The organism is Neolewinella aquimaris, from assembly GCF_014197245.1.
GTDB classification, from domain to species: Bacteria; Bacteroidota; Bacteroidia; order Chitinophagales; family Saprospiraceae; genus Neolewinella; species Neolewinella aquimaris.
In genome coordinates this window covers 39,642-58,239 of record NZ_JACIFF010000002.1, presented here as the reverse complement: position 1 = coordinate 58,239, position 18,598 = coordinate 39,642, and the positions used below count along the sequence as shown (strand labels likewise).

The window sequence follows — 18,598 nt, the reverse complement described above, 5'->3', positions numbered from 1 at the left end:
GCCTGTTTGGGGGGTGGGTTGGGGTGGGGGCCGGGGCGCCGCCCGGGCGGGTTTGTTTGTTTGTTTTTTGTGGTAGTTTTTATTTATAATTTCGGTTGTCGGGCTTTACTGTTGTGGGTTTTTCGGGTTTTTTTGTGCCCCTACCTTACTACCCCACTACTGTACTACCCCCCCCAACCTTTCCCCCCCTCCACGCGTATAAAGGTCCACTCCTTACCAACTCTTTCGCGCCGTGCCTGAAATAAAGCCTACTGTCCTTAATCCCCAGGAAGCCGAGAAGCTGGAACGGATCGCCTTTATTCTGAAGACCGTTGCCCACCCGCTGCGACTCGGTATCGTGCACTTGCTCGAACAGCATCCGCGCCTAAGTGTGAGCAGCATCACCGATGCGCTGGAGAGCGAGCAGTCACTGGTCAGCCACCACCTACAGACGATGAAGCTGAAGGGCATCCTTAGTGCTAAGCGCGACGGACGGTCCGTGATGTACTCGCTGAAGGAGCGCGACGTGAGCCTGATCATCGAGTGTTTGGAGAACTGCCAGTGTAACATGTAGGTATCGCGCTTGCCCACTGGGCCTGCTTTTTCCGAATTACCTGGCACCCGCGCACCCGCCCTGGTAGGAGGAGCGAACTCCTTGCCTATATTTGCGGCCATGACGGAAAAGGTGCTCATCCTCGATTTTGGCAGCCAGTATACCCAACTCATCGCCCGCCGAATTCGGGAACTGAACGTATACAGCGAGATCGTCCCATTTAACAAAGTGCCGGAGCTCGACGAAAGCTACCGGGCGGTCATCCTCAGCGGTAGCCCCTTCAGCGTCAAGGAAGAGCGGGCTCTCCGCCCCGACCTGGACGCCCTCATCGGTAAAGTACCCGTACTCGGGATCTGCTACGGCGCACAGTACATCGCCGATTACTACGGAGGAACGGTAAGCCGCAGCCTTAAGCGGGAATACGGCAAAGCCAACTTAGGGCGGGTACGCAGGTCCGATGGACTATTCGAAAGCATAGAAACCGGGTCGCAGGTCTGGATGTCGCACGGTGATACGATCCAGCACCTCCCTGAAGGATTCGAGCTGCTGGCCTCTACGGCCGACGTGGAAGTGGCCGCCTTCGGCAGCGACAACGGCCGGTTCGAAGCACCCGTCTACTGCATTCAGTTTCACCCTGAGGTTTACCACACCCTGGACGGCGGTCAATTGCTCCGCAACTTTGTGATGAATATTGCGGGATGTACCGGCGACTGGACCCCGGCGCACTTCATCGAGCAAACGGTGGAAGACCTGCGTGAGCGGGTGGGGGAGGAACGCGTGCTGCTCGGACTTAGCGGTGGCGTGGACAGCTCCGTTGCCGCCATGCTCCTGCACCGGGCCATCGGCGACCGCCTGTTCTGCTTCTTCATCGATAACGGCCTGCTGCGCAAGGGCGAATTCGAGGAGGTGGAGCGGAGCTACGAAGGCATGGGCCTGAACGTCACGGCCATCGATGCCAAACAAGAATTTTACTCCGCCCTCGCCGGTGAATCCGATCCCGAACTGAAGCGCAAGGCCATCGGAAGGGTCTTTATAGAGGTATTCGAACGGGAAGCCAAAAAGCTGGCCAACATCAAGTACCTGGCGCAGGGCACTATCTATCCCGACGTGATCGAGAGCGTGAGTGTCCACGGTCCTTCGGTAACCATCAAGAGCCACCACAACGTCGGCGGCTTGCCCGAGAAAATGGGCCTCAAGATTGTGGAGCCGCTGCGCAACCTGTTCAAGGACGAGGTGCGCCGCGTCGGTACCGAACTCGGTATGCCGGCCCACCTCATCGGCCGTCACCCTTTCCCGGGTCCCGGACTGGCCATTCGCATCCTGGGCGACATCACGCCGGCGAAGGTGCACTTGCTGCAGGAAGCCGATGCCATCTACATCAACAAAATGCGGGAATACGGGCTCTATGACCAAGTCTGGCAGGCGGGCACCATCCTGCTTCCCGTGCAATCGGTCGGCGTGATGGGCGACGAGCGCACATACGAGCAGGCCGTTGCGTTGAGGGCCGTGACCTCTACGGACGGCATGACCGCCGAATGGAGCCACCTGCCCTACGATTTTCTGGCCGCCGTGTCCAGCGCCATCATCAATAACGTTAAAGGAATCAACCGCGTCGTTTATGACATCAGTACCAAGCCGCCGGCTACCATCGAGTGGGAATAATGCCCTGTTTTACTGTCTGCTGGCGCTGCTGCTGACGACGGTGACCACTTCCTGCGAGCTCTTCCGCCCGGTCGACTCCACCCGGCCCACCACCGGTACCCGCCCGGACCGGGGCAGCGACGACCTCGACCCCGTTCAGAGCCGCCGCGTATTCGATCCCGAAACCGGAACGTACATCTACGTCAATGCGCCCACCGAACCGATGGACACGGTCACGTGGAAGGAAAACGCAACGGCGGATGCACCGCCCATCGTGGAGGACGGCAGCCACGCGTACACGCCACCACCGGCTACGACACCCCTGGCCCCCGGCCTTCCCCCCGTACGCCAGACCGGTACCGGACGGAATGGATCGCGCTTGCTCACCGGTTACGGGGTAGATTTCGTGCTCCCCTTCCTTACCGATCGTTACCGCGGGGAGACCGAGCGCCTGGACGCCAATTCGCTCTGGGCCCTGCATTTCTACAGCGGTGCGGAATTGGCAATGGAAGAACTGCGTAGTCCGGATATCAGTTTCGACGTGCGGGTGCAGGATTCACGGGCTAATGCCCGCAAGGTGGAATCGATCATCGAATCTCCCGAATACCAACGTTCCCAGCTCATCATCGGCCCTTACCTGAAACAGCAGGTAACCCAACTGGCCGAAGCCGTCCGCGGACAGGAAAAGGTACTGATCTCCCCTTACAGCGCCGCCACCGGTATCACGGAATCAAACCCCAACTACATTCAGGTAAATCCTACCCTGGAAACTCACTTACGCAGCCTACTCGGCCACGCCTTCCGTACCCAGGGAGCGGACCGCATCGTACTGGTCGCCCAGGCGGGACAACGGGCGCGACTGGCTTACTTCCAGGACGAGTACAAACTTCTTACGGGCGACGATCAGGTAGAGCCGCTCGAAGAGATGATCATCAGCGGAGCGGTGCCGGATCTGTCGCAGTACCTACGGGGCCGCCGTACCGTATTCATGGTGCCGGTATACGAAGACGAGGTGTTCGTATCCAATTTCCTGCGGCAGGTCTACCAGGCCACCGCGGCCGAGGGCGGGGACAATGTTGCCGTATACGGCCTGCCCCAGTGGGCCGAGTTCGAACGGTTGAACGCCGACTTCATTGAAGGGGCCAACGTGCACATCAGCAGCAGCGTTTTCATCGATCCCCTGAATTCGCAGGTCCGCGAATTCCGCCGCAAGTTTTACGAACGGTACAATGCCCTCCCGCGCGACGAGGCCTTCATCGGTTACGACGTAACCTCCTACTTCTTCCGTATGGCGGCCCGCTACGGTACCCGGTTCCAGTTCGAGCTGGAGCGAAATCCGGAAGACATGATGCATACGAGCTTTCAGTTCTCTCCCGTAGCGGTCGTACCGGCCACGGCGACCGACCTGGAGGAGGCGGTCATCGATCGCTTCGAGAACAAGTTCGTCAACATCCTGCGCTTTCAGGATTACGCCTATAAGCGGGTCAACTAGGGAATGCGCGTTGCGTACAGTCCGATTTACCGTTACCGCCTCCCTCCGAAGCACCGCTTCCCGATGGAGAAGTACACCCTGCTACCCGAGCAACTGCTGTACGAGGGAACCCTCTCGGAAAGTCAGTTCTTCACCGCTGAACCCCTGACCGAGGAGGCAATTCTGCGCACCCATACGGAAGCGTACTGGAGCAAGCTGCGGACCAATACGCTGACGGCAAAGGAGACCCGCGCCATCGGTTTTCCTATGCGCCCGGAACTGATCGCACGTGGCCGGGTGATTGCCCAGGGAACCCTCGACTGTGCCCGTTACGCCAGGCAGGATGGCGTGGCGCTCAACGTCGCCGGCGGCACCCATCACGCTTTCGCGGACCGGGGGGAGGGATTCTGCGTCTTCAACGACATCGCAATCGCGGCCAACGAATTGCTCCATACCGGAGAAATTTCCAGCGCGCTCATTGTCGATCTCGACGTACACCAGGGCAACGGTAGCGCACGAATTTTCGCCAACGAACCCCGGGTGTTCACCTTCAGTATGCACGGCGCGCGCAACTATCCCGTGCGAAAGGAAAAGTCCGATCTGGACATTGGACTACCCGACGGGACGGGTGATGCCATCTACCTCGATACCCTGCGCGGTCACTTACCGGGGTTACTGGACGGGCTACGGCCCGACATCGTATTCTACCTCAGTGGGGTAGACGTACTGGCCACCGATAAACTCGGTCGCCTCGCGATGAGTCTGACGGGGTGCAGGGAGCGGGACCGTTACGTACTGGAATCCTGTCGCGACCGCCGTATTCCGGTTGCCATCAGTATGGGAGGGGGGTACAGCGAGCGGCTGGCGACCATCATCGAGGGTCACGCAAATACCTACCGGGTTGCGAGCAGCCTGTTTGACTAGCGGAAGTAGATCAGGAGCGCGATCATGGCGGCCACGAAAAGCCCCACGGCCAGCAGGGGAAACTGACTGTTGCGGTACTTATCGACCAAGCGCTCAAGTGCTTCGTTCCAGGTAAGCCGGGTCCCGATGGCCTCCCGGCAGAAGAAGAGGTAGGGGTGGGGAATATTGGCCAGGTTGCCGTGCCGCCGGAGGATGAGAAAATCGTCGTCGATGAACGAAAGCTCGTACAGGAAGCTATCCCGCATAATACTCTCTCCGACGATGATGCGATCTCCACTTTCTTCCACTTCGTAGGCCTTCGAGCCGATCTCGCCGTCGGTCACTACCCGTATCTCCCCCTGCTGATATCCCTGGAACCGGTACATCACTACCTCTGTGGCACCGGGCCGGTCCGTCATCCTAACCCAGCTGTTGACGTAGAGGGGGCTGTCTTCGGGCAGTAAATTGGGCTCGCTGAACCGGGCAACGGCGGGTAGAATGCCGTCGATCATCGCCTCCAGCGTTTCGTACTCCGGGAGCTGTAGATTGAAGGGTTCGGCGATTTTATCCAGTAGTCGATCTTCCATGCCGACGCTAAATTACGCCTTTGACTCCTCGCCTGCCCACTCCGAACGCTTTCCGAAGTATTTTTTGGCGACTACGAGTAAGCCGAAACTCTCCGCGCCGTCCTTTTCCGTAATGGCGTGGTGGTGACCATGGGCCCGCAGAATGGCCCGGCTGTATTTTCCGTCGAGGTGCCTGAACCAGGGGAACCGCCGGTGGATGTACACATCGTGAATCAAAAAGTAGATGGCACCGTAAATGCTGATCCCGATCCCCACGAAGGTCAGCCAGAACCAGCCGGCGACGTTCAGCCCTACTATATAGGACGTGGCGCTCGGAATGGCGAAGACCAGAAAGAAGAGGTCGTTCTTCTCAAAGAAGCCCTCCTTGTCGTGGTGCGGCCGGTGGTGGTCCTCGTGCCAGACCCAGAGCGCCCCGTGCATGAGGTACTTATGGGCGGCCCAGGCGACGAATTCCATGCCGGCAACCGTCAGGATAGTGATTCCGATATAGAGGATGGTTTGCATAGCGGCAATTCAACAGCGGGCAAAAGACTTAGTTCAGGGCGGGTGCGCGGGAGCAGGGTAAGTCGGATCGACTTGGCACATCCGGCAAAAGGAGTGATCTTTGTAGCAGCCAAATCTCCACCTATTTCCCTCTTCCAGGGGCGATTCGGTGTTTCCGTTCCCACTTTTTACCACCACCCAGTACGCGCGATTAAGGGACGTAAGCGGCGGAAAGCCAAATAAAAGGGCATTTCAACAAAGTGCAGCCGTAAGCTAAATGCGAATTTAGGGTAGGGTAGTAGCAGATAGGTTTCAGGGCGGCGCCCGCGCCGGTAATGGTGGATAAATAAGGAACGAGGCGGGCAAAAAAAGTGTCATAAAGTGGTAAGTTGTGGGACAAGGTGTTACCTTAGCGCTAGCGGTGGGTAACTGTATCCCCGTTGATCGTTTATGACACATCAGTACGACTTACTGGGCGAATTTCACGTGGCGCTTGATGCCAAGGGTCGCTTTCGTTTGCCTAGTGGTTTGCTGAAAGGACTGGGTGACCGCGATACCTTGAAGTTTGTCGTCAACCGTGGGTTTGATAATTGCCTCGTGCTGTATCCAAAGCCGGTATGGGACGAAATCAAGACCGAGGTGGACTCGCTCAACAAGTTTAACCGGAAGAACCTGCAGTTCACGCGGCTCTTCTACCGGGGCGCCAGTGAAGTGGTCCCCGACTCGGCCGACCGAATTCTGCTTCCGAAGCAGTTGCTGGCCTGGGCGAAGTCGGACAAGAACATCGTGCTGAATGCCATGGACGATCGTATTGAAATTTGGGCGGAAGCCGAGTACGAAAAGCTGCTGAACGAGGAGGTTGTCGACTATTCCTCGCTGGCGGAAGAAGTACTGGGTGGTTCGAGTGCCGGAGATGAGGCGCCATTTTAAATGGCTTACCACGTACCCGTACTGGCCGGCGAAAGCGTCGGTTTTCTGAACCTCCGCCCGGGAGGAGTTTACGTTGATGCTACCTTCGGTGGCGGTGGCCATAGCCGCTTTATCCTCGAACAGGCCGGTTCTAAAGACCTGCGCCTGTTCGGTTTTGACCAGGATGAAGCAGCCGCGGCCAATGCCCTGGACGACAGCAGATTTACCTTCGTAGCCGCCAACTTCCGCAACCTGCGCAATTTCCTGAGACTCTACGGAGTCGACCGGATCGATGGCCTGCTGGCCGACCTTGGGGTCTCCAGCCACCAGTTCGATCAGGCGGAACGCGGGTTCAGTTTTCGCTTCGACGCGGAGCTGGACATGCGCATGGGAGCGGGCACCGACCGCACGGCCGCCGACGTAGTGAATAACTACAGTCCGGAAGACCTGCAGAAAGTGCTCGGCGAATACGGCGAAGTGCGCAACGCCCGCTCCCTGGCCCTCGCCATCGCGGAGGCCCGGGAGCAAGCACCCATCGTTACCATCCAGGACTTCCTGCAGGTGGTTTCGCCCTGGGTCCGGGGACAACGCCCGCGCTATCTGGCGCAGGTGTTTCAGGCACTACGCATTGAGGTTAACGACGAGATCGGCGCACTTACTGATTTATTGGCACAAGCCACCGACTTACTGATACCAACACACGGCCGACTCAGCGTGATCAGCTATCATTCGCTCGAAGATCGCATCACCAAAAACTTCCTCAAAACCGGTAATGCGGAAGGAAACGTTACCAAGGATTTTTACGGGAAGATTGACCGTCTCTACAAAATCCTGACGAAGAAACCCGCCCTACCATCCGCTGAAGAAATTCAGCAAAACTCCCGTGCCCGTAGCGCTAAACTCCGGGCGGGGGAGCGGCTTTAGTGAACGCCGAACACTTTCCGCAGCACCGTCCGGTGCCGCGGAAAGTCCGGCGGCCACTGCTTGCAGCCACTATGTGTATACGCCCGGCCCCTACCCCGAGCAGCTAAAAAGGTGTGATTAGAATGGCAACTAAACGTAAGCGTGCCACGGCCATCTCCGTGCCCTCGCTGATACTGGATAATCTAGGCTTCATCTCCTTTTTAGGAGTACTGGCCCTGCTCTACATCGGTAACGCCCACTACGCCGAGTACAACGTCCGTCGCATCCAGGAACTGGAATCGGACATCAAAGAAAAACGCTGGCTCTACATGTCGCTTCAGAGCGAAAACATGTACAATGGACTCCGCTCCGAAGTCGTCGACCAGGTCCGACCGGCCGGCCTCCGACTCCACCGCGGTAAACCAAAGAAAATCTACGCCCCGGTCGCGAAGTAATCCACTCAACCACTCACCCCTTTCCCCCACTAATCCACCCATTCTAACCCCCCGTGGCCGTAAATTTTAAAGACGAGGTACTCATTCGCATCTTCGCTATCCTGGCGGTGATCATCGTCCCGGTGGCGGCACTGCTGGTGTACCGTACTGTCGACATCGCCGTAGTGCGCCAGGCCGAGTTTAAGGAATTGGGGGAAGAGCGGTTCCGGATCGTGACCGTACAGGCCGAGCGCGGAAACATCTACAGCCACAACGACAACCTCCTGGCCACTTCGGTGCCCTACTTCAGCCTGCACTTCGATCCCTACGTGGCGAGTCCCCGCGACTATTACGACAACATCGATAGCCTGGCGCTGCTGTTGTCTCGCCACATCGACGACGGCCACACGCCCGGTGCCTGGCGCGATAGCCTGCTCATGATGCGCGATAGCGTCAGCGGCGTGGCCAACCATTATTTTAAACTGAAGGAGAGCGTCAGCTACAGTGAACTGGCCCGCATCCGCAAATTCCCCATCTTTAACCAGGGGCGGATGGGCGGCGGACTGATCGTCGAGAAACGCGCCGCCCGCAAACGTCCCTTCGGCTGGCTCGCCCGCCGGACCATCGGTTACAGCAAGGAAGAAGGAGCCAAGGTCGGTCTGGAAGGGGCCTTCGACGAGGTGCTGGCCGGGGAAAGCGGGAAGCAGGAAATGTTCAATATGGGCAACGGGATCTGGCTGCCCACCGACAACCTGGCCATCGTGGAGCCGACCACCGGCGCCAACGTGTACACCACCCTGGACGTCAACATTCAGGACATCACCGAGAACGCCCTGGAGAACGGGGTACGCAGGCACCGCGCGGAATGGGGCGCCGCCATCGTGATGGATGTTAAAACGGGGGCCATCCGCGCCATGGCCAACCTCGGCGCGGTAAACTCCTCCCGCAACCGCTACGCCGAACAGTATAACTACGCAATCTCCCGGTCCAACGAACCCGGCTCCACCTTCAAGCTTGCCACAATGATGGCCCTGTTGGAAGACGGCCTCGTCGACCTGGATTCCGAGGTGGACATCGAAAATGGCGTGAAGACCTTCTACGATCTGACCATGGAGGATTCCAGTCCGCAGAGCCGCGGCTGGCGCATCATCTCCGTGCGCGACGCCTTCGAGCAGTCGTCCAACGTCGGTATGGCGAAGCTGGTGGATAGCCTCTATTCGGGCAACGAATTCTCGCAACGGCTCAAGGACTTTCACCTGGATGCGGAAAGCGGCATCGAACTCGAAGGAGAACGGGCCCCCTTCATCAACGACACCAGCCGGAACGAATTCTCCGGCATCTCCAAGGCGTGGATGGCCATCGGCTACGAAAGTCGCCTGACCCCCCTGCAAATGCTCACCTTCTACAACGCCGTCGCTAACGGTGGACAAATGATGAAGCCCTACCTCGTCACCGACATACGCCGCGACGGTCGGGTGATCGAGGCGTACAAACCCACCGTGGTCGATCGCCGCCTCGCGAAGCCCGCAACCATTGAAAAACTTCAGTCCCTCCTCGAAGGAGTAGTAGACCGCGGCACCGCTAAGCGATTGAAGACGGACCAGTACCGCTTTGCCGGTAAGACGGGAACGAGCCAGCAGAATTACAGTCAGCGCAACCGCAAGAAAAAGTACCAGGCCAGCTTCGCCGGTTACTTCCCGGCGGAAAATCCGACGTACAGCATCATCGTAGTCGTTAAAGATCCTACGGTAGGAGGGTATTACGGCGGGGAGGTCGCCGGACCCATTTTCCGCGAAATCGCCGACAACATCTACAACAGCATGATCGAGGTGCACGAGCCGCTCAATCAGGGCCCCCGCCCCGTGCTCTACGCCAGTGAGCTGCCCAGCCGCGACGCCGGCTACCTTCCGGAACTGGCTACCGTACTTCAGTACGTCAACGTAAGCGTGGATTCACTTCCCGGTTCCGAACTGGCCCTCGTGTCGGCCCAGGGAGAAGGGGTTGCACTCTCCTCGATCAACCCGGCGGAACAGAAATTTCCCAACGTCAGGGGGATGCGCCTGCGGGATGCCCTCTACGTGCTCGAAAACGAAGGATACGTCGTCCACCCGCGCGGCGTCGGACGGGTAGTCAACATGCGCTGGCAAAGCGACGGACGCGGACAACGGGGCAAGGACGTCGAACTCATACTACGCTGATCCGATGCAGCTACGAGAACTCATATCCCCCCTGTCACTCAGCTCCCCTGCGGAAGCCGGAGATGTGCGCGTGAGCGGCATTGCTTTCGACAGCCGACGGGTACAAGCCGGATTCCTTTTCGTAGCGGTGCGCGGTACGCAGGTGGACGGACACGACTACATTCAGCGGGCGGTGGACGCAGGAGCCGTGGCGGTGGTTGCGGAGCAAGCGGTGTATGGTGACGGTAGCCATGCGGACGACCGGGTTCCCCTCATTTTAGTGGAAGACTCGGCCATTGCCCTCGCCCTGCTGGCCGATACCTGGTACGGCTCACCGAGCAAGGACCTGCAACTGGTAGGCGTCACCGGCACCAACGGAAAAACAACGGTCACCACGCTTCTGCACGACCTCTTCACCGCACTGGGGTACCGTGCCGGGCTGCTCTCGACGGTAGAGGTGCGGATCGGCAAGGAAGTCCGGTCGGCCACCCACACGACCCCCGATGCCCTGGCGATCCAGTCGGCTTTAGCGGATATGCGCGATGCCCGAACTGATTATGTATTCATGGAAGTGAGCAGCCACGCCGTCCACCAGCAGCGTACGTACGGACTGCACTTTGCGGGCGGGGTGTTTACCAACCTATCCCACGACCACCTCGACTACCACGGCAGCTTTGCGGAGTACATCCGGGCCAAGAAAACCTTCTTCGACCGGCTACCCAAGACCGGATTTGCCCTGATCAACGCCGACGACAAGCGGGGGTCGGTCATGGTGCAGAACACCGACGCGAAGATCTATCGCTACAGCCTGCGGACCATGGTAGACTTTCACGCCCGCCTGCTCGCCAATACGCCCCAGGGCCTGCAATTGGACGTAAACGGTACCGAAGTATTCTTCAAAATGCTCGGCCGCTACAATGCCTACAATCTACTGGCTGCCTACGGGGTGGCCGTCTTGCTCGGCCAGGAAGAACAGGAGGTGCTCGTCGCACTGAGCGCACTCCGCGGAGCCGAGGGGCGACTGGAGCACGTCGCCGACCCCAGCGGAAGGGTAACCGCCCTGGTCGATTACGCCCACACCCCCGATGCCCTGCGCAACGTACTGGAAACGCTCCGTGCCCTATTGCCGGAAGGGCACCGACTGACCTGCGTGATCGGTGCCGGAGGAAACCGCGACCGCGCCAAGCGTCCCGAAATGGCCCGGGTGACGGCCGAGCTGGCCGACCAGACCATCCTGACCACGGACAACCCGCGCTCGGAATCGCCGGAAACCATTCTGGACGAGATGGAGGCCGGCGTGCCGGCAAAATTGGTGCACCGTGTACTGCGGATCACGGACCGGCGGCAGGCCATCCGTACGGCGGTGCGCATGGGACACGAGGTCATCCTCGTTGCCGGGAAGGGACACGAAACCTACCAGGAGATCGGCGGGGAGCGCTTCCCCTTTGACGACCGGATCGAATTAGCTAACGCCCTAAAGGAGTTTGCCCGTGCTAATTGAGCTATTCGACTGGATGAAAGCGACCTTCGGAGACTTCCCCGGAGCAAACCTGCTGGACTTCCTCAGCGTCCGGGCCGGGGTGGCCATTATCGTGTCGCTGCTGCTCAGCATCGTTACCGGCGGCCGCATCATTCGCTACCTGCGCCGGCAACAGATCGGAGAGTCGGTCCGCGATCTCGGACTGGAGGGGCAGTTGGAAAAAAAGGGAACCCCGACCATGGGTGGGGTGATCATCCTGCTCGCCGTGCTGCTTCCCTGTATCCTGTTTGCGCGGCTGGACAACATCTACCTCATCACCATGCTCGTCGCTACGGTCTGGATGGGGGCGATCGGCTTCATCGACGACTACCTCAAGATCAAGCACAAGAATAAGGATGGGCTGGCCGGCAAGTTCAAGATAATGGGGCAGATCGGGCTGGGTCTGCTCGTGGCCCTAATCATGCTCATGAGCGAGCAGGTGGTCGTGCGGATGAACGTAGCCCAGGCGGAGGCGGACGGTATTACTACCGAACAGCGGGTAGGAGCAGTAGAGGCGGTTACCCTGGACAACGGTACCACCGTCGAACGGGCGAATTACCGCACGACGCTCACCAACGTTCCCTTTCTCAAGGACAGCGTACTGACTTACGCCAACGTCTTCGGCATCGGGCGGCAGCTGGCCTGGATCATCTTCGTTCCCCTGATCGTTTTCATCGTCACGGCGGTTTCTAATGCAGCAAACCTGACCGATGGACTCGACGGCCTGGCCACCGGCACCTCGGCCATCATCGCCGGTACGCTGGCCGTCTTTGCTTACGTGGGCAGTAATGCGATCGCCGCCAATTATCTCGGTATTCTGCATCTGCCCGGCACCCAGGAACTGGTTGTTTTCAGCGGCTGTCTGTTCGGTGCCTGCCTCGGCTTTTTGTGGCATAACAGCTTTCCTGCCGCGGTATTTATGGGGGATACCGGTTCACTGGCCCTGGGAGGAATCATCGCCGCCCTGGCCATTATGCTGCGCAAGGAATTGCTGATTCCCATCCTGTGCGGGATCTTTGTGATCGAAAATTTATCGGTGATCGCTCAGGTGAGCTACTTCAAGTACACCAAGAAAAAATACGGCGCGGGTAGGCGCATTTTACGCATGTCTCCGCTCCACCATCACTACCAGAAAGGGGGCATGTCGGAAGTAAAGATCGTGATCCGTTTCTGGATTATCGGTGTCCTCCTGGCCGTCGCTACCATCCTCACCCTTAAACTACGCTAGCCCGATCATGGAACAACGACTCATCATCCTCGGTGCCGGAGAATCCGGAGCAAGTGCCGCCCGCCTGGGGCAGCGCGAGGGGTACGATGTGTTCGTCAGCGATGCGGGGCAGGGGGATCCTAAATTTCTGCAGGAGTTGGAGGAGGCGGGTATCGCTTACGAGACCGGCGGACACAGCCGCGAGCGCGTTCTGACTGCTTCTGAAGTCGTAAAGAGCCCCGGCATTCCGGATACCGTTCCCCTCATTGTGGAGCTGAAGGCGGCCGGTATTCCGGTAATTTCCGAGATCGAATTTGCCGCGCGCTTTGTGGCACCAGAATCGAGTATCGTGGGCATCACCGGCAGCAACGGAAAGACAACGACCACCATGCTCACCCATCACCTGTTGGTCAGCGCCGGAGTGAAGGCGATGGCGGGGGGCAACCTGGGGGACAGCTTTGCCCGCTTGCTGGTCGACCATCCCGCACAGGACGTCTACGTTCTCGAACTGAGCAGCTTCCAGTTAGACGGAATCGTAGCCTTCCGACCGGACATCGCCGCTATCCTGAATATCACGCCGGATCACCTCGATCGCTACAGCTATTCCCTGGAGAAATATGCGGACAGTAAATTCCGCATCGCGCTGAATCAGCAGTCTGGGGACCACCTGTTGTTGCTTGCTGATCCAATTTCCATTGCACCTGCGCGCCGCCGCAATAGGGTGAACGCTGCCGTGACGCTGGTAAACCCGGATAGGGAGGTGAACGGCCGGGAGATCACCGTAGACGGGCACACCTTCGATCTTGCCGGAGGCCCCCTCAGTGGTCGCCACAACGCGATGAACGCCCTGTTCGCAAGTCGGATCGCGCTGCTGCTGGGTGTGGCGCCGGAAAAAATCGCTGCCGCACTGACTACTTTTCAGCCGGCTCCCCACCGGATGGAAGTGATACCCACCGCGGACGGCCGCACCTGGATCAACGACAGCAAGGCGACGAATGTCGACAGCGCCTACTTCGCTCTGGAAGCGATGGACGGACCGACCGTTTGGATCGCCGGAGGCACCGATAAGGGAAATGAGTATGAAGTGCTACATAAAGTAGTAGAAAATAAAGTTCACACCCTCATTTGTTTGGGTGCGGACAACGAAAAACTGCTTGAAGCTTTCCGGGGACACATTGGGCACATTATCGAAACGCGGGGAGCGGAGGAAGCCGTCCGCCAGGCTAAGCAACTTGCGCAGCCGGGCGACCGCATTTTACTCAGTCCGGCCTGTGCCAGTTTCGACCTCTTTAAGAATTACGTAGACCGGGGAGACCAGTTTCGCCACCACGTTAAAACCCTGACCGCATGAATCTATCAACGCGCATCGCGACCGAGCTGCGGGGAGACCGCGTGCTGTGGGCCATCATCTTCATCCTTTCGCTCGTGTCGATGGTTGCGGTGTACAGCGCCGTGGCCAACCTGGCCTACCGGAACTCGGGGGGTGCGGTCAGCGGATACATCATCAAGCACGGCGTGATCCTCGGCTTCGGGTTGGTGGTGATCTACATCGGGCACTTGCTCGCTTACACGAAGTACTCGCGGTGGGCGCCCTCCATGCTCGTGATCGCTATCCTGCTGTTGCTGCTGACACAGGTATTCGGTACGGACATCAATGGCGCGCGGCGGTGGCTTACCGTACCGGGCATCGGGCTCACTTTCCAGAGTTCCGACTTTGCTAAACTGGCCCTGATTCTATTCGTAGCCCGGGCGATCGGGTCGAAGCAGGACATCATCAAGGACTTCAAGGAGGCCTTTGTTCCCATTATATTGCCGGTGCTGGGCATCTGTTTGCTGATTGCGCTGAGTGACCTCTCTTCGGCCATTATGCTGTTCGTGGTTTGCATCCTCATGATGATCGTGGGACGGGTGGCGATGCAGTATATTTTCATGTTGATTCTGCTGGGCATAAGTGTGTTCAGCATCCTGGTGATGGTCGGTTCTAAGTATCCGAACCTCGTGCCCCGGGCCGCCACCTGGGAGAAACGGATCGAGACGTACTTCAATCCCGCCGCCGCCAAGGTGGACGACCGCAGGCAAATCACCGGAGCCATGATCGCCATTGCCAACGGCGGTGTGATCGGCGTCGGACCGGGAAATTCCACCCAGCGGCATACGCTGTACAGCGCGCAATCGGACTTTATCTACAGCATCATCGTCGAGGAATACGGGGCCCTGGGAGGGGTGATCATCATCGGCATTTACCTCCTGCTCTTCGTGCGGGTCATTCGACTGGTCACGCGCAGCAGTAAAGCCTTCGGGGCCATGGTGGCCTTTGGCCTGGGGCTATCGCTACTCCTCCAGGCATTTCTCAATATTGCCGTCAATCTTGATTTACTACCCGTGACCGGACTGACGCTACCGCTGATCAGTATGGGAGGAACGAGTACATTATTCACCTGTGTTTCGCTTGGCATCCTGATGTCGGTATCGAAGTACATAGAAGCCATGACCGCCGATGCAAGCTAGAGCACCGAGATTCATCATCAGTGGTGGCGGCACGGGGGGGCACATCTTCCCCGCCATCGCGATCGCCGACGAGCTGAAGCGCCTCCGTCCGGATGCCGAGTTCCTCTTCGTGGGGGCGAAGGGCCGTATGGAGATGGACAAGGTCCCCGCCGCGGGCTACCGCATCGAGGGACTCTGGATCAGCGGCTTGCAGCGTCGCCTTACCCTGGACAACCTGGCCTTCCCCGTTAAGGTAATGAGCAGCCTCTTCCGGTCGCGGCAGATTCTGCGCGACTTCCGGCCGGACGTCGTGATCGGTACGGGCGGGTACGCGGGAGCACCGGTGCTTTACGCCGCCGCGCGCATGGGCATTCCCACCCTCATCCAGGAGCCCAACGCATTTGCCGGCCTGGCGAACAAGTGGTTGGCCAGTCGGGTCGATAAGATATGCGTGGCCTTCGCGGGGATGTCGCGGTTTTTCCCGGCCGACAAACTCGTCGTGACGGGCAATCCGGTAAGGCAGCAGTTGCTGGATCGCTCCGCCGCTCTTGCCGATAAGAAAAATAATGCTACGCAGACGATACTTTTGATGGGCGGTTCGGGCGGTGCCCGGTCACTCAACGAAGCCATGGCAAGCAGCACGGAACTGATCAGGGCGCGTCCGCAGGTGCAGTGGATTTGGCAATGCGGCAAGCATTATTTGGCAACCTACGAAAGTGCGGCCACCGCGGCTTTGCCCAACGTACACCTCTCGGCCTTCCTGGATAAAATGGACGAGGCGTACGCAGACGCCACCGTCGTCATCGGGCGTGCGGGATCTACCACCATTGCCGAGGTAGAGTATCTCGGCAAGCCGACCATTCTAGTACCCTCGCCCTGGGTTGCCGAGGATCACCAGACCAAAAACGCCGAAGCGCTGACCAAGGAAAACGCCGCGGTACTGGTGCCCGATAGTGAAGTAGCCCAGCGCCTCGTGCCCGAAGTGTATGCCCTGCTCGACGATCCCGACCGGCGCCGGGAGCTCGGTGAAAATGCCCGAAAATTAGCCAAGCCGGGTGCCGTGACCCGGATTGCCGAAGAAGCCCTGAACCTCCTATATTCTCCATCTACCCAAACAACCGTCCATGCAGCTGTCTGACCTCAAACAGGTATACTTCATCGGTATCGGCGGCATCGGAATGTCTGCGGTGGCACGCTACTTTCACCGTCGCGGGGTGCTGGTATCGGGTTACGATAAAACTCCGACGGAACTCACCCGTACCCTGGAAAAGGAGGGTATGGAAATTCACTACACCGCGCGTCCGGAGGAAATACCGCCGCCGTCTAGTGAATTACTGATCGTGTACACCCCTGCGGTGCCAAAGCACTTTCCGGAACTCGTGCATGTCACGGCGGGCGACTATTCGGTGATGAAACGCTCGGAGGTACTGGGCCTCATCAGTCGGCACATGCGCTGCATCGGAATTGCGGGCACCCACGGCAAGACAACCACCACCACCATCACGACCTACCTGATGATGACGGCGGGGCTCGACCCCTCGGCGTTCCTGGGCGGCATCGCGCGGGACTTCGACGGCAACTACGTACACGGCGAAAGCGACTGGGTGGTGGTGGAGGCCGACGAGTACGACCGCAGCTTCCTGCGCCTGACGCCGGAGATCGCGGTGATCCTCTCGACGGATCCCGATCACCTGGACATCTACGGAGACCACGCGCAGATGATCGAAACGGGTTTTCGGGCTTACGCCCGGCAGATCAAGCCCGGCGGACAACTCATCGTGCGCTACGACATTGCCGAGCACTTTACGGATTTGGAGGAAGTGATGGTATCCACCTTCGGGATCGGCACCGGCGACTTTTGCGCCCACAACATTCGGGTAGAGGACGGAGCGTTTCACTTCGACCTGCGGGAGCCCGACGGTCACCTGATCCAGAACCTACGCACCTCGCTGCCCGGCCGCCACAATGTCGAGAATGCCGTTGCGGCCTGCGCTGTGACCCGGCTGGCGGGAGGGGATGAATCTCACCTCAGGGAAGGGCTCGCCAATTTCCACGGCATTGCGCGCCGCTTCGAAACGGTACTGCGGAACGGGGATGTGGTGATCATCGACGATTACGCCCACCATCCCACGGAACTACGGGCGGCCATTTCGGCGGCGCGGGAGTTGTACCCCAACCGGACCATTAGAGGCGTTTTCCAGCCCCACCTCTACAGCCGGACCCAGGACTTCGCCCCTGGCTTCGCCAAGGCCCTCGACCTGCTCGATGAAGCCATCATCATTCCGATCTATCCGGCCCGTGAGGAACCCATTCCCGGGGTGACGAGCCAGTTGGTGTACGGACTAATGAAAAATGAAAAACGCCGGTTGTTGACCGATACCCAAATGCTGGAGCTGACCGCGGAACTTAAGGACGGGGTGCTGTTGTTGCTGGGGGCGGGCAACATCGACGCCCTGGTGCCCCGCATCGTCGCCCAACACCGCAGAAAATCACTACACTATGGCCACTAAAAGCGGGTTCATCAGCCGGTTCCTTGCCGGGGTGTTCGTACTCACCCGGCTGTACGGATGGATATTCGTTGCCCTCGGCGTAGCGGTACTGGCTATTTCGGCCATTACCGAGCGGGAAGCGGCCCACGTGGTTGCCGTGCGGCCGGTAGTGGTGCCCCTCGACGAGAACGCCAACCTGGTGGAACCGGAGGAACTGCTCGAGTTGCTCAGTGCCAGCTTCACCAAGCCCCTCGATCAGCTCAAACTGTCCGACATCGACATCGAACGGGTGGAGGAGGTACTCGAAGAACAGGCTTTCGTCGGAGATGCCGAGGCGTACGTCGATGCGGGCATGATCCTGAACATTTCGGTAAACCAGCGCGTGCCGTTGCTGCGCATCATTGCCGAAAACGGACAAAACTATTACCTCGACCGGGAGGGGGTGCGGCTGCCGCTCAGCACGAACTATACCGTGCGGGTGCCGGTGGTCACGGGCAATGTCGTGCCCTGGTCCGACAACTACCGGTCGGATCCCCAGCACCAGTTGTCCCAGCTGATGGCCCTGGGCCACTATTTGCGACAAGATGAGTTTCTCAACGCACTCATCGAGCAGATCAGCGTTACGGCCACTGGCGAACTGGTCCTGGCTCCCAAGATTGGCGATCAGGTCATCTACCTCGGTCGGTACGACGAAGAAATTACGCCGGAACGGCTCACCAGACTCAAAATATTTTACCGCGAAGGACTTCCCTATGAAGGGTGGAGGAAGTACCGGAGCTTTGACCTACGCTACTCCGACCAGGTGGTGGCGAAAAAAATCTAACTGCACACCCACATTCACGGTAGCGGGCAATGA

17 protein-coding genes are annotated in these 18,598 nt (G+C 59.0%); 15 read left to right on the top strand and 2 right to left on the bottom strand.

Annotated features, from left to right (window positions below):
- Positions 1–232: 232 nt before the first annotated feature.
- The 4 genes from GGR28_RS04780 to GGR28_RS04765 all read left to right on the top strand — a co-directional run bounded on the left by GGR28_RS04780 (position 233) and on the right by GGR28_RS04765 (position 4,568).
- Positions 233–553, top strand: coding sequence for an ArsR/SmtB family transcription factor (locus tag GGR28_RS04780; RefSeq protein ID WP_183494602.1), 321 nt, complete (start codon positions 233–235; stop codon positions 551–553).
- 99 nt (positions 554–652) lie between these two features.
- Entirely contained in the window at positions 653–2,194 is a 1,542-nt protein-coding gene (guaA, locus tag GGR28_RS04775; protein WP_183494601.1) for a glutamine-hydrolyzing GMP synthase, read from the top strand.
- Positions 2,151–3,665 carry an ABC transporter substrate-binding protein gene (locus GGR28_RS04770; protein ID WP_183494600.1) on the top strand — a complete coding sequence of 505 codons (1,515 nt, stop codon included), beginning with the start codon at positions 2,151–2,153 and terminating at the stop codon, positions 3,663–3,665. The genes guaA and GGR28_RS04770 overlap by 44 nt, the downstream gene beginning before the upstream one ends.
- Positions 3,666–3,668: 3 nt before the next feature.
- Positions 3,669–4,568, top strand: coding sequence for a histone deacetylase family protein (locus GGR28_RS04765; RefSeq protein ID WP_183494599.1), 900 nt, complete (start codon positions 3,669–3,671; stop codon positions 4,566–4,568).
- On the opposite strand, the gene GGR28_RS04760 is transcribed toward GGR28_RS04765, so the two are convergent.
- Both GGR28_RS04760 and GGR28_RS04755 read right to left on the bottom strand, forming a co-directional pair.
- Entirely contained in the window at positions 4,565–5,134 is a 570-nt protein-coding gene (locus GGR28_RS04760) for a hypothetical protein (RefSeq protein ID WP_183494598.1), read from the bottom strand. The genes GGR28_RS04765 and GGR28_RS04760 overlap by 4 nt on opposite strands.
- Before the next feature lie 12 nt (positions 5,135–5,146).
- On the bottom strand, positions 5,147–5,638 hold the full coding sequence (locus GGR28_RS04755; RefSeq protein ID WP_183494597.1) for a sterol desaturase family protein: 492 nt from the start codon (positions 5,636–5,638) through the stop codon (positions 5,147–5,149).
- A 429-nt stretch (positions 5,639–6,067) separates the two neighbouring features.
- On the opposite strand from GGR28_RS04755, the gene mraZ reads away from it, so the two are divergent.
- The 11 genes from mraZ (at position 6,068) to GGR28_RS04700 (ending at position 18,565) form a co-directional block, all read left to right on the top strand.
- Positions 6,068–6,547: a division/cell wall cluster transcriptional repressor MraZ gene (mraZ, locus tag GGR28_RS04750; protein ID WP_183494596.1), complete on the top strand. Its 480-nt coding sequence runs from the start codon at positions 6,068–6,070 to the stop codon at positions 6,545–6,547.
- Positions 6,548–7,450 carry a 16S rRNA (cytosine(1402)-N(4))-methyltransferase RsmH gene (gene rsmH / locus GGR28_RS04745; RefSeq protein ID WP_183494595.1) on the top strand — a complete coding sequence of 301 codons (903 nt, stop codon included), beginning with the start codon at positions 6,548–6,550 and terminating at the stop codon, positions 7,448–7,450.
- A gap of 122 nt (positions 7,451–7,572) precedes the next feature.
- Positions 7,573–7,884, top strand: coding sequence for an FtsL-like putative cell division protein (locus GGR28_RS04740; protein ID WP_183494594.1), 312 nt, complete (start codon positions 7,573–7,575; stop codon positions 7,882–7,884).
- 53 nt (positions 7,885–7,937) lie between these two features.
- The gene (locus GGR28_RS04735; protein WP_183494593.1) at positions 7,938–10,061 is read left to right on the top strand and encodes a penicillin-binding transpeptidase domain-containing protein; all 2,124 of its coding nucleotides are present in this window, start codon (positions 7,938–7,940) and stop codon (positions 10,059–10,061) included.
- Positions 10,062–10,065: 4 nt separating this feature from the next.
- Complete coding sequence (locus tag GGR28_RS04730; protein WP_183494592.1) at positions 10,066–11,541, top strand: UDP-N-acetylmuramoyl-L-alanyl-D-glutamate--2,6-diaminopimelate ligase; 1,476 nt, start codon at positions 10,066–10,068, stop codon at positions 11,539–11,541.
- A complete protein-coding gene (gene mraY, locus GGR28_RS04725; RefSeq protein ID WP_183494591.1) occupies positions 11,531–12,787 on the top strand; it encodes a phospho-N-acetylmuramoyl-pentapeptide-transferase in 1,257 nt (418 codons plus the stop codon). Before GGR28_RS04730 ends, mraY begins: the two co-directional genes overlap by 11 nt.
- 7 nt (positions 12,788–12,794) lie before the next feature.
- On the top strand, positions 12,795–14,117 hold the full coding sequence (gene murD / locus GGR28_RS04720) for a UDP-N-acetylmuramoyl-L-alanine--D-glutamate ligase (protein WP_183494590.1): 1,323 nt from the start codon (positions 12,795–12,797) through the stop codon (positions 14,115–14,117).
- Positions 14,114–15,274: an FtsW/RodA/SpoVE family cell cycle protein gene (locus GGR28_RS04715; RefSeq protein WP_183494589.1), complete on the top strand. Its 1,161-nt coding sequence runs from the start codon at positions 14,114–14,116 to the stop codon at positions 15,272–15,274. Before murD ends, GGR28_RS04715 begins: the two co-directional genes overlap by 4 nt.
- A complete protein-coding gene (murG, locus tag GGR28_RS04710; RefSeq protein WP_183494588.1) occupies positions 15,264–16,391 on the top strand; it encodes an undecaprenyldiphospho-muramoylpentapeptide beta-N-acetylglucosaminyltransferase in 1,128 nt (375 codons plus the stop codon). Before GGR28_RS04715 ends, murG begins: the two co-directional genes overlap by 11 nt.
- Positions 16,378–17,763, top strand: coding sequence for a UDP-N-acetylmuramate--L-alanine ligase (gene murC, locus GGR28_RS04705; protein WP_183494587.1), 1,386 nt, complete (start codon positions 16,378–16,380; stop codon positions 17,761–17,763). Before murG ends, murC begins: the two co-directional genes overlap by 14 nt.
- Entirely contained in the window at positions 17,753–18,565 is an 813-nt protein-coding gene (locus GGR28_RS04700; protein WP_183494586.1) for a cell division protein FtsQ/DivIB, read from the top strand. The genes murC and GGR28_RS04700 overlap by 11 nt, the downstream gene beginning before the upstream one ends.
- Positions 18,566–18,598: the final 33 nt, after the last annotated feature.

Bases quoted from the DNA above. Each gene is read 5' to 3' on its own strand.
- guaA (WP_183494601.1), top strand. From the start codon at position 653: ATGACGGAAAAGGTGCTCATCCTCGATTTTGGCAGCCAGTATACCCAA.
- GGR28_RS04770 (WP_183494600.1), top strand. From the start codon at position 2,151: ATGACATCAGTACCAAGCCGCCGGCTACCATCGAGTGGGAATAATGCC.
- GGR28_RS04765 (WP_183494599.1), top strand. From the start codon at position 3,669: ATGCGCGTTGCGTACAGTCCGATTTACCGTTACCGCCTCCCTCCGAAG.
- GGR28_RS04760 (WP_183494598.1), bottom strand. From the start codon at position 5,134: ATGGAAGATCGACTACTGGATAAAATCGCCGAACCCTTCAATCTACAG.
- GGR28_RS04755 (WP_183494597.1), bottom strand. From the start codon at position 5,638: ATGCAAACCATCCTCTATATCGGAATCACTATCCTGACGGTTGCCGGC.
- mraZ (WP_183494596.1), top strand. From the start codon at position 6,068: ATGACACATCAGTACGACTTACTGGGCGAATTTCACGTGGCGCTTGAT.
- rsmH (WP_183494595.1), top strand. From the start codon at position 6,548: ATGGCTTACCACGTACCCGTACTGGCCGGCGAAAGCGTCGGTTTTCTG.
- GGR28_RS04740 (WP_183494594.1), top strand. From the start codon at position 7,573: ATGGCAACTAAACGTAAGCGTGCCACGGCCATCTCCGTGCCCTCGCTG.
- GGR28_RS04730 (WP_183494592.1), top strand. From the start codon at position 10,066: ATGCAGCTACGAGAACTCATATCCCCCCTGTCACTCAGCTCCCCTGCG.
- murD (WP_183494590.1), top strand. From the start codon at position 12,795: ATGGAACAACGACTCATCATCCTCGGTGCCGGAGAATCCGGAGCAAGT.
- GGR28_RS04715 (WP_183494589.1), top strand. From the start codon at position 14,114: ATGAATCTATCAACGCGCATCGCGACCGAGCTGCGGGGAGACCGCGTG.
- murG (WP_183494588.1), top strand. From the start codon at position 15,264: ATGCAAGCTAGAGCACCGAGATTCATCATCAGTGGTGGCGGCACGGGG.
- murC (WP_183494587.1), top strand. From the start codon at position 16,378: ATGCAGCTGTCTGACCTCAAACAGGTATACTTCATCGGTATCGGCGGC.
- GGR28_RS04700 (WP_183494586.1), top strand. From the start codon at position 17,753: ATGGCCACTAAAAGCGGGTTCATCAGCCGGTTCCTTGCCGGGGTGTTC.